The sequence below is a fragment of the Mycobacterium sp. genome, from assembly GCF_050700595.1.
Taxonomy (GTDB): domain Bacteria; phylum Actinomycetota; class Actinomycetes; order Mycobacteriales; family Mycobacteriaceae; genus Mycobacterium.
The window spans coordinates 16356-27587 of sequence record NZ_JBOHHI010000201.1 but is presented as its reverse complement, the minus strand read 5'-3'; the positions used below and the strand labels follow the sequence as shown (position 1 = coordinate 27587).

Sequence of the window (11232 nt, the reverse complement as noted above, 5' to 3'; positions counted from 1 at the left end):
CAAGCCGAATTCGTCTGCCAACGCTGCGGTCACACCGCACCGGCAGACGAACATGCTGCTCGCAACATACTTAGGGCTGGACTGGCCCTACACGCCGCAACCGCGGCGTAAAAGAAGCCGACGGCTTGCAGCCGTCGGAGAAGTCACAACCACCGTCACCGAGGAGGAGGAGCACTCATGAACCCATCCACTGACCGGCCCCTGCGCGTGATCCAGTGGACCACCGGCAACATCGGGCGACGATCACTGCACGCCATTATCGGCAGACCCGACATGGAGTTGGTCGGTGTGTATGCACACGGCCCGGACAAGGTGGGCGTCGACGCCGCCGAGCTGTCCGGCTGGCCGGAGCCGACCGGCGTGACCGCCACCAACGACATCGACGCGCTGCTCGTGCTGAAACCCGACGCTTGCTGCTATAACCCGTTGTGGCCCAACATCGATGAGCTGGTGTGGCTGCTGGAGGCCGGCGTGAACGTGTGCTCCAGCGCGGCGTGGATCACCGGCGGCAAGCAAACCCCGCAGGACCGGCAACGCATCGCGGACGCCTGCCGGCGGGGCGGGTCGACGATCTTCGGCAGTGGCGCGCATCCCGGTATGACGAACCTGGTCGGCATGGTGCTGTCGGCCTCGTGCGAGCGGGTCGACGAAATCCGGATCACCGAGTCGGTCGACTGCTCGACCTACGAATCGGCGGGCACCCAGACCGCGATGGGCTTCTCCCAAGACCCCGACACTGGCGGGCTGGCCGAAAGCGTGCGGGCCGAAAGCGAAGTCTTCGCCGAGGCGGCGGCGATGATGGCCGACGCGATCGGGGCGACGCTGGACAAGATGACCTTTGACGTCCAGTTCACCGCGGCAACCGCCGACACCGACCTGGGCTTCATGAAGATCCCGGCCGGAACCGTCGGCAGCGTCTACGGCTACCACCGTGGCTGGGCCGGCGACAAAAACGTCGTCAGCGTCGGATTCAACTGGATCATGGGAGACCACGTCACACCGCCGAAGCCGCTCGAACACGGCCATGTCATCCAGGTGTTCGGTCTACCCAATATGCGCACGGTGATTCATTGTCTGCCGCCGAAGGATTGGGCCGAGCCCGGTTTCATGGGCCTGGGCATGATCTACACCGCGATGCCGGTCACCAACGCTGTGCCCGCGGTTGTCGCGGCCCGGCCTGGAATCGTGACGCTGGCGGATCTGCCGCCGATCACCGGCCACGTGGCCGGCTAGCCATACCTGGCACCCGGACAGAACGCTGACGCACCGTACGTTTACGATACTTAGCCAGGCGAAGGTTCCCCTGACACGAATCGGTGAGCGGGAGGAGACGTGGTGAAGGCGACTGCGGTTTCCAGGTTGGTCAAACGCGCGTGGATTCCCCTGGTCCTGGTGGTCGTGTTCACCGTCTCGGGACTGATCGTGGGACGACTGCACCGCATCTTCGGCTCTGAGGACCTCAACGCGAACGCCGGCGGCGGGATCGAGATCGTGCAGTTCAACCCAAAGGACGTGACCTATGAGGTCTTCGGCCCCGCCGGAACCACCGCCAACATCAACTACTGGGACGCAGAGGCGAACACGCACCAAATCAATCGCGTGCCCGTGCCGTGGTCTTACACAGTCACCACGACCCTGCCGTCGGTCAGCGCCAACCTCGTGGCGCAAGGTGACGGCGATCAAATCGGCTGCCGGATCATCGTGGACGGTGTGCTACGGGAGGAGAAAACCATCCACGGCGTCAACGCCCAGACCTTCTGCCTGGTGAAGTCTGCATGACCGAGACAACTGACAAGCACCCCCGTCGGCCGGTCATCCCGCACTTCATCCGCCTGTTCGCGGTGCCGATCATCCTCGGATGGGTGGCTTTGACCGTCATCGTCAACGTCGCGGTCCCGCAATTGGAAGTGGTGGGCGAGGAACACTCGGCACCGATGGCGCCGATGGACGCGCCGTCGATGGTCGCGATGATGCGACTGGGCCACAACTTCAAGGAATTCGATTCCAACAGCACGATCATGGTCGTCCTGGAAGGCCAGGACAAGCTGGGCGATGCCGCACACCGTTACTACGAAAACATCATTCGTCAGCTGTCGCAGGATCGTGAGCATGTCCAGCACATCCAGGACTTCTGGAGCGATCGACTAACGGCAGCGGGCGTGCAGGCCGCCGACGCCAAGAGCGCCTACGTGATGATCAACATCGCCGGCAACCAGGGCACCACTCAGGCCAATGACTCGGTCAATGCCGTCCGCGAGGTGGTGGACAAAACACCCGCGCCACCCGGCGTGAAGGGTTACGTCACCGGTCCCGCTGCGCTCAGTGACGACATGCACATCATCGGCAACAAAAGCCTGGCGAAGATCACGCTGTTCACCCTGGGGGCGATCGCGCTGATGTTGCTGCTGGTCTACCGCTCGATCGTCACCACCCTGATCCAGCTGTTCATGACCTTCGTCGCTTTGAGCGCGGCCAGGGGAATTGTCGCGGTTCTGGGGAACGCCGACGCATACGGGCTGACCACATTCGCCGCGAATATCCTCACGATGCTGGCGATCGCGGCCGCAACAGATTACGGAATATTCCTGATCGGCCGCTACCAAGAAGCGCACCGGGCCGGCGAGGACCGGGAAACCGCCTACTACACGACGTTTCGTTCAGTGGCACCGGTTGTCCTGGGGTCCGGTCTGACCATCGCCGGAGCGACGTACTGCCTCAGCCTGGCCCGGCTGCCCTGGTTCTCCACAATGGGGCCGCCAGTGGCGATCGGAATGCTGGTCGTGGTGGCGGCCGGTCTCACGCTCGGTCCCGCTGTCGTCTTTGTCGGCAGCCGCTTCGGCCTTTTCGAATCCAAGCGGCCGGCCAAGAGCAAGCTGTGGCGGAAGGTAGGCACCGCGGTCGTGCGTTGGCCCACAGCGGTTTTCGCCGCGAGTGGCGTAGTCGTGCTCATCGGCATGGTCGCACTGCCCGGATACACGACGAGTTACAACGACCGCCACTATCTGCCGAAATCAGCGCCGGCCAACCTCGGATATGCGGCCGCGGACCGGCACTTCTCGCAGGCCCGAATGAATCCCGACATGTTGATGGTCGAGGCCGACCACGATATGCGCAATACGGCCGACATGCTGGTGTTGGACAAGGTAGCCAGAAACGTCATCCGCACCGTGGGTATCGCCATGATCCAGGACATCACCAGGCCGCTGGGAATCCCGATTCAGCACAGCTCCATCGCATTTCAGAACAGCGTGCAGGGCCAGACACTCATGCAGAACATGGACTTTCTCAAAGATCGCCTGGCCGACATCCTGAAGATATCGGATCAGCTCGGGATAACGATCGACTACTTGCAGAAAACCTATGACATCCAGGTCCGGCTCAGTGCGGCAACGCACCGCACCGACCTGGACACCCATGAACTGACCAAGATTACCGATGAGTTGCGCGACCACTTGGCTGATTTCGAGGACTTCTGGCGGCCCATCCGCAGCTACTTCTACTGGGAAAAACACTGTTTCGATATCCCCATATGTTTCTCGCTGAAGTCGATATGGGACTCGTTCGACGGCATCGACGAACTCGACGATAAGTTCCACACGCTCGCTAGTGACTTCGATGACCTCGATGCCGTGACACGCGAGTTGCTCACGGTGCTGCCGCCGCAGATCGAATCGCTGAAAACTACCCGTGCGCTGACGCTGACACTGCACAGCACCTTCACCGCGATGATCAACCAGTTGGAGGCCTTGACCGATACCGGGATCGTCATGGGGCAGAGCTTTGACACCTCCAGAAACGACGATCTCTTCTACCTGCCCCCGGAGGCCTTCGACAACCCGGATTTCCAGGTCGGGCTCAGACAGTTCCTGTCGCCGGACGGTAAATCTGCCCGCTTTTTCATCACCCACCAGGGCGATCCGATGAGCCCGGAAGGAATCGAACGGGTCGCTCCGGTGCGGACAGCCGCGCAGGAGGCACTGAAGCAGTCCTCGCTGTCGGAGGCCAAGGTTTACCTCGGCGGTACCGCCGCAACGTTCAAGGACATGCACGACGGCGCCAGATATGACCTCATGATCGCGGTGGTGTCGGCACTCACGCTGATCTTCATGATCATGCTGCTGATCACCCGAAGCCTGGTTGCCGCGCTGGTGATCGTCGGCACCGCGGGAAGTTCGATCGCGGCAGCCTTCGGTCTGTCCGTACTCATCTGGCAGGACCTTTTCGGTATCAAGATCCACTGGATCGTGATGGTGCTGTCCATCATCATCCTGTTGGCCGTCGGATCCGACTACAACCTGCTGCTGGTCTCCCGGTTCAAGGAGGAGATTCACGCGGGGCTCAAGACGGGGTATATCCGGGCCATGGGCGGCAGCGGTGGCGTGGTGACCGCCGCGGGTCTGGTGTTCGCCTTCACGATGGCAGCCATGCTCGGCAGCGAGTTGCGGGTTCTCGGCCAATTCGGCTCCACCGTCTGCATCGGTCTCCTGATGGACACGCTGGTGGTGCGCGCTTTGTTCATGCCGTCGGTCGCCGTCATGCTCGGACGCTGGTTCTGGTGGCCGCAGATCGTCCACCCCCGCGGCGACAACGCGCGTCGGCGTGAACCGGTGAGCGACGACACCACTCCCCTGGCGGTGCCGGCTCCCGAGATGGTTGACGAGTCGTCCCTACCCTGACTGATGCTCGAGTGCTACACTGACCGCTCGTACGGTTAGTTTCACTCCGGAGGTCGGGATGCCTAGATCGGTGGGGAGGCGGACCGAGATACTTGATGCGTTTGTCCGACACGTCGCCGAACGTGGTTACGACAGAACGAATATGGGCGACATCGCCAACGAGCTCGGCATGTCAAAGGGCACCATTGTCCACCATTTCGGCACCAAAGCGCAGATGCTACGTGAGCTCGAAGAAGCCCACCTCGGCCGCCTGCTGCAGGCGATGCGGATGGTATGGGACCGTCTGGACAGCCCCCAGGAGCGTATCGCCGCGATCATTTATACCTCGGTCCTGATGCAGGCGCTCTCACGCGACGAAACAGTGGCCAGCCAGCGCGAGGTCGTGCAACTGTCGGATGATCCGGCCATGCAGGAAGTGCGCAAGCTGCGCCGCGAACTCCAAGCGCTCATGATTGGCGAAATCCGCAACGGGGTCGAGGCGGGCGTATTCCGCAGTGTGGACGTCGAACTCGCAGCCCTGCAGTTGTGGGGATCAATGCAGTGGATGTGGGTGTGGTTCGACCGGGATCGTACTTGGACACCGGAGGAAGTCGGGCGCGCTTTCGTTGACATATTCCTTGGCGGACTGCTGCTTGACCGCCTCGGTCTGAGCCGATGGGCGGATCCTGACGGGCATATCGTCGCCGTGGTACGTGACTGTCTTGCACCAGACGCAGCTACCACCGGGTGATGCGTCGTGACAGGGTGGAGCCTGCTGCCCGGCAAGCACAGGACGGACGTGCAGAAGCCGCCGAGCACGCCCAAAGCCAAAACACCTGGCAGTAAAGGTGGTTACGCGATCGGCCATCGTCTCGCTGCGATGGAATTCTCTGACAACGCCTGCTGCCAAAGTATTGACTGTACGTACGGACAGTGCGATAGTCACCCCATGGCCTGCGCAAGCACAGAGCCGACCTCGACGCTGGGGACGGCGGCGACAGGAGCTTCGAAATCGCGTTTGGACACTAGTCTTTCGTGGTCCTACTGCCCTGTGCGCGCAGTCACCGACCGGAGAAAAGCATGACAGCGTCCACCGGAGTCACCGGGATAGCCGGGTACCTGCGCGATCAGGCGACCCCGCCGCTGGCCGCTGTCGGCGGTTTTGCGCGCATGTGCGTGCTCACCGGAAAGGCGCTGCTGCGGCCCTTTCAATGGCGTGAATTCATCGAGCAGAGCTGGTTTTTGGTGCGGGTGGCGTTCCTGCCGACTCTGGCGGTTTCCATCCCATTGACCGTGCTCGTCATCTTCACCCTCAACCTGCTACTCCGGGAATTCGGCGCCGCCGACGTCTCCGGCGCAGGTGCGGCGCTCGGTGCCGTCACCCAACTCGGCCCGCTGGTGACCGTGCTCGTCGTCGCCGGGGCAGGTTCGACCGCGATCTGCGCTGACCTTGGTGCGCGCACCATTCGCGAGGAGATCGATGCGCTCGAGGTGCTCGGCATCGATCCGATCCACCGTCTGGTGGCGCCGCGGGTGGTCGCCTCGACGTTCGTCGCGTTTCTGCTGAACGGCTCGGTGATCACGATCGGCCTGGTGGGCGGCTATATCTTCAGCGTTTACATCCAAAACGTCTCGGGCGGCGCGTATCTGTCCACCCTGACGCTGGTCACTGGCTTGCCGGAGGTCGTGATTTCGATCGTCAAGTCGACCATCTTCGGCTTGATCGCCGGCCTGGTCGGCTGCTACCGCGGCCTGACCACCGGCGCCGGCGCCAAAGGCGTTGGCACGGCGGTCAACGAGACGCTGGTGCTGTGTGTCATCGCGCTGTTTGCCGTCAATGTGGTGCTGACCACGATCGGCGTCCGGTTCGGCACGGGGCATTGACATGTCGACCGCAACCGTCCTGCGTGCTCGTTACCCGCGTACTTTCGCCCGCACCAGCCAGTTTGGCGGCGCACCGGCGCGGTTAGTTCGCGGCGTCGGGCAGGTCGACTGGTTCGCCGTCGTCGCCGTCGGGCAGATCGGGCATGCGGTGCGCTACTACCGCAGAGAAGCGCTGCGGCTGATCGCCGAGATCGGGATGGGCACCGGAGCGATGGCGGTGATCGGCGGGTCCACCACGATCGTCGGCTTCGTCACCCTTTCGGGCGGGTCGCTGATCGCGGTTCAGGGTTTCTCCTCGCTGGGCAATCTCGGGGTCGAGGCGTTCACCGGATTCTTCGCGGCGTTGGCCAACGTGCGCGTTGTCGCACCCTTGGTCGCCGGGGTGGCGCTGGCGGCCACCGTGGGCGCCGGTGCCACCGCCGAGCTGGGCGCGATGCGGATCAGCGAGGAGATCGATGCGCTGGAAGTGATGGGTATCAAGTCGATTTCGTATTTGGTGTCCACCCGGATCATGGCCGGATTCATGGTGATCGTCCCGCTGTACGCGCTGGCGATCGTCATGTCGTTCGCGGCCGGGCAGGTTGTTACGACGTTGTTCTACGGGCAGTCGATCGGAACCTACGACCACTACTTCCGTACCTTCCTGCGGCCCAGCGATGTGCTGTTCTCGTTCATCCAAGCGGTGCTCATCTCGGGGATCGTCATGATCAACCACTGCTACTTCGGTTACAACGCCAGCGGGGGCCCGGTGGGTGTCGGTGAGGCCGTCGGGAAGTCGATGCGCGCGTCGCTGGTGGCCGTCGTGCTTGTGGTCCTGTTGGCGTCGTTGGCGCTCTACGGCATCAATCCGAACTTCAACCTCACCGTGTAGCGGCGATGACTGCGCCGTTGAATTCGCCGCGGACACCCCCCTATTACCGTGCGGGGCTGGTGGGGTTGGTCATCCTCGCGGCGGTGTTGGCGTTGGTGTGGCTGCAGTTTCGCGGCGATCTGTCGCCGAGCACCCGGCTGACGATGATCGCCGCGCGGTCGGGGTTGTCGATGGACCCTGACGCGAAGGTCACCTACAACGGGGTGCAGGTCGGGCGGGTCGCCAAGATTGCGGAAATCACCCAAGACGGGCAGCCCAAGGCCGAATTCACCCTTGCGCTGGATCCGAAATATGTGGACGTGATTCCTGCCAACGTGCATGCGGAGGTCGTCGCGAGCACGGCGTTCGGGAACAAGTACGTGGGTCTCTCCTCGCCAAAAAACCCGGTGGCCCAGCACATCAGCCGCTCCCAGGTGATCGACGCGTCGCATGTGACCACCGAATTCAACACCCTGTTCGAGACGGTGGTCGACATCGCCGAGAAGGTCGATCCGGTCAAGCTCAGCGCGACGCTGGCGGCCGCCGCGCAGGCGCTCGACGGACTAGGGGACAAGGTCGGGAAGTCGATCACCAACGGCAACGACATTCTCGGCGACCTGAATCAACGGATGCCCCAGATCCGCCACGACGTCCATGCGGTCGCGGAGCTGGTCGACGTGTATGCCGATGCATCACCGGATTTGTGGAATGCTCTGCGCAACGTGGTGACCATCGCGCGCGCACTCAACGACAACCAGGCCAACCTTGATGCCGCCTTGATGGCCTCGATCGGGTTGGGCAACACCACCGCCGACATTTTCGAACGCGGTGGCCCCTATCTTCGGCAGGGAGTTAAGGACTTGGTTCCCACCGCGGAGCTGCTTGATTACTACAGCCCGCAGCTGGTCTGCGTCGTGCGCAAGCTCGCCATCGCCGCCCCCAAGATCGCCGATCTCGCCGGCGGTAACGGCTACTCGATACGCTCCTACATTGAGCTCGGTGGCGCGGCCAACGCCTATGTCTATCCGGACAATCTGCCGCGGGTGAACGCCCACGGTGGTCCGGAGGGCCGACCGGGCTGCTGGCAAGACATCTCCCACGATCTGTGGCCGGCGCCGCTTCTGGTGATGGATGACGGCGCCGCCATTACCCCGTACAACCAGCTGGGCATCGGCACACCGTGGGCCACCGAATACGTGTGGGGCCGTCAGATGGGGGAGAACACGATCAACCCATGAAAATCCGTGGTACCGCAATCAAGCTCGGCGCCTTCTCGCTGGTGGTGCTGCTGTTCACCGCGATCATCATCGTGGTGTTCGGCCAGATCCGGTTCGACCGCACCACCGGGTATTCGGCGATCTTCAGCAATGCCAGCGCGCTGCGCGCCGGCCAGTTCGTGCACGCCTCCGGTGTCGAGGTCGGCAAAGTCGCCAAGGTGCAGCTCATCGACGACGGCACGCGGGCCCGCGTCGAATTCCGCATCGACACGGATCTGCCGCTGTATCAGGAAACGACCGCGTCGATCCGGTACCTGAATCTGATCGGTGACCGCTTCCTGGAACTCAACCGCGGTGACAGCAACCAGCGGCTGCCGGCCGGTTCGACCATCCCGATCGAACGCACCCAGCCAGCGCTCGATCTGGACGCGTTGATCGGCGGATTCCGGCCGCTGTTCCGCGCGCTCGATCCGGACAAGGTGAACGCAATCGCCCAATCACTGCTCACGGTGCTGCAAGGTCAGGGCGGCACCATCAACGACATCCTCGACCAAACCGCGCAGTTCACCGCGACGCTGGCCGATCACGACCAGGCGATCGGCGAGGTGATCGACAACCTCAACACCGTGCTGAACACCACCGTCAAACACCAGAAACAGTTCGACGAAACGGTCAACAACTTCGAGGTGCTGATCAGCGGGCTGAAAAACCGCAAGGATTCGGTCGCCGACTCGATCGCCAACATCAGCAACGCCGCCGGCACACTCGGCGACCTGCTCGCCGACAACCGGCCGCTATTGCGTAACGCCGTCGCCCGTCTGGAAACCACCGTGCAGCCACTGGTCGACCACATCGGCGAGATCAACGACGTCCTCAAGCGGGTACCGGGCACCTTCCGGACCATCGGGCGTGCCGGCGGCATCTACGGCGACTTCTTCAACTTCTACCTGTGTGACATAGCGCTCCGGGTGAACGGATTGCAGCCCGGCGGCCCGGTGCGCACGATCAGGTTCTGGCAGCAGCCCTCGGGGAGGTGCACGCCGCAATGAGGACGTTGGAGGGTTCCAACCGGGTTCGCAACGGGCTGATGGCCATCGTCATCGTGGCGCTCGTCGTCGGCGTGGGCCAAACCTTCGCGAGTATCCCGATGCTGTTCGCGCAGCCCAGCTACTACGCGCAGTTCAACGACACCGCCGGCATCCAGACCGGCGACACGATCCGGATGGCCGGGATCGACGTCGGTCGGGTGCGCGGGCTACAAATCCAGGGCAAAAAGGTTCTGGTCGAATTCACCCTGGGCAGCACGCGGATCGGCACCGCCAGCCGGGCCGCGATTCGCACCGACACCATCCTCGGCCGCAGAAACATCGAGATCGAAACCCGCGGCGGGCAGCCGCTGCACGCCGGCGGGGTGCTGCCGCTGGCCCAGACCAGCACGCCCTACCAGATCTACGACGCGTTCACCGACATCACCAAGGCCGCAGCCGGCTGGGACGTCGACGCGCTGCGGCGGTCACTGAACATGCTGTCGCAGACCATCGACCAGACCTCCCCCCACCTCAGCGCGGCGTTCGACGGCATCAAGCGGTTCGCCGACACGATCGGCAAGCGCGACGCCCAGTTCAAGCACGTGCTGGCCAACGCCAGAAAGATCGCGACGATCCTCGGTGACCGCAGCGAGCAAATCAACGCACTGCTGACGGGGGCCCAGTCGTTGCTGGCGGCGATCAACGAACGCGGACAGGCGATCACGTATCTGCTGGAACGAGCGCACGCCGTGGAGGTCCAGGTGCAGGGGCTCATCAACGACAACCCGAACCTCAACCACGTGCTCGAACAGCTGCGCGCGATCACCGACGTGCTGGAGCACCGCAAGCATGACTTCGCCGACACTTTGGTCTTGTTGAGTCGCTTCACCGCGTCACTGGGCGAGGGCCTGGCCTCCGGCCCGTACTTCAAGGCGTTTGTCACTAACCTGCTGCCGTACTGGGCCCTGCAGCCGTGGGTCGACGCGGCGTTCAAGAAGCGCGGGATCGACCCCGAGCAGTTCTGGCGCAGCGCTGGCCTGCCGGCGTTCCGGTTCCCCGACCCGAACGGCAAGAGATTCCCCAACGGTGCCCCGCCGTCGGCACCGCCGGCGCTGGAGGGCACCCCAGACCATCCCGGGCCCGCGGTGCCGCCGGGATCGCCGTGCTCCTACGTGCCGCCGCTCGACGGGCTGCCACGGCCGGACAACCCGCTGCCATGCGCGGGCCTCGACCAACAACAAGGCCTGTTCGGTCCGTTATCGGGCCCTTATCCGGGGCTGCCCGACGTGCTGACGTCGCCGCCGAGCCCCAACGGTCTACCGCCGACACCGGGCATCCCGATCGCCGGGCGGCCGGGCGAGCCGGCACCTGACGTTCCGGGCGCACCGGTGCCGCTGCCGCCAAATGCGCCGCCGGGGGCCCGAGCCGAAAACCTGGCACCGGCCGGTCCGGTTCCGCCACCGTCAACGTTTGCGCCGCCGCTTGGACCGCGGCCGCCCGCGCCACCGGGACCCGGGCCGCAGTTACCGCCGGCCGGGACGGCGCCGCTGCCGGGCAACCCGCCCTACCTGCCGCCCGGGTCGCAAGGGGGAATGTAA

The 11232-nt window shown here is 63.8% G+C and carries 10 protein-coding genes; all 10 read left to right on the top strand.

Annotated elements, in window-relative coordinates; all coding sequences use genetic code 11:
* Positions 1–181: hypothetical protein (locus ACRDTL_RS18835; RefSeq protein WP_431508214.1), on the top strand; the 181-nt coding region annotated here is incomplete at its 5' end.
* Complete coding sequence (locus ACRDTL_RS18830; RefSeq protein WP_431508213.1) at positions 178–1233, top strand: NAD(P)H-dependent amine dehydrogenase family protein; 1056 nt, start codon at positions 178–180, stop codon at positions 1231–1233. The genes ACRDTL_RS18835 and ACRDTL_RS18830, both read left to right, overlap by 4 nt.
* A gap of 150 nt (positions 1234–1383) precedes the next feature.
* Positions 1384–1779: an MmpS family transport accessory protein gene (locus tag ACRDTL_RS18825; protein WP_431508215.1), complete on the top strand. Its 396-nt coding sequence runs from the start codon at positions 1384–1386 to the stop codon at positions 1777–1779.
* Complete coding sequence (locus ACRDTL_RS18820; protein ID WP_431508212.1) at positions 1776–4676, top strand: RND family transporter; 2901 nt, start codon at positions 1776–1778, stop codon at positions 4674–4676. The genes ACRDTL_RS18825 and ACRDTL_RS18820 overlap by 4 nt, the downstream gene beginning before the upstream one ends.
* Before the next feature lie 58 nt (positions 4677–4734).
* Complete coding sequence (locus tag ACRDTL_RS18815) at positions 4735–5406, top strand: TetR/AcrR family transcriptional regulator (protein ID WP_431508211.1); 672 nt, start codon at positions 4735–4737, stop codon at positions 5404–5406.
* Positions 5407–5735: 329 nt separating this feature from the next.
* Positions 5736–6539 (top strand): MlaE family ABC transporter permease, encoded by an 804-nt coding sequence (locus ACRDTL_RS18810; RefSeq protein ID WP_431508210.1) that lies wholly within the window; start codon positions 5736–5738, stop codon positions 6537–6539.
* Position 6540: 1 nt separating this feature from the next.
* Positions 6541–7410 carry an MlaE family ABC transporter permease gene (locus ACRDTL_RS18805; RefSeq protein ID WP_431508209.1) on the top strand — a complete coding sequence of 290 codons (870 nt, stop codon included), beginning with the start codon at positions 6541–6543 and terminating at the stop codon, positions 7408–7410.
* A 5-nt stretch (positions 7411–7415) separates the two neighbouring features.
* On the top strand, positions 7416–8627 hold the full coding sequence (locus tag ACRDTL_RS18800; RefSeq protein ID WP_431508208.1) for an MCE family protein: 1212 nt from the start codon (positions 7416–7418) through the stop codon (positions 8625–8627).
* Complete coding sequence (locus tag ACRDTL_RS18795) at positions 8624–9655, top strand: virulence factor Mce family protein (RefSeq protein ID WP_431508207.1); 1032 nt, start codon at positions 8624–8626, stop codon at positions 9653–9655. The genes ACRDTL_RS18800 and ACRDTL_RS18795 overlap by 4 nt, the downstream gene beginning before the upstream one ends.
* On the top strand, positions 9652–11232 hold the full coding sequence (locus tag ACRDTL_RS18790; RefSeq protein WP_431508206.1) for an MCE family protein: 1581 nt from the start codon (positions 9652–9654) through the stop codon (positions 11230–11232). The genes ACRDTL_RS18795 and ACRDTL_RS18790 overlap by 4 nt, the downstream gene beginning before the upstream one ends.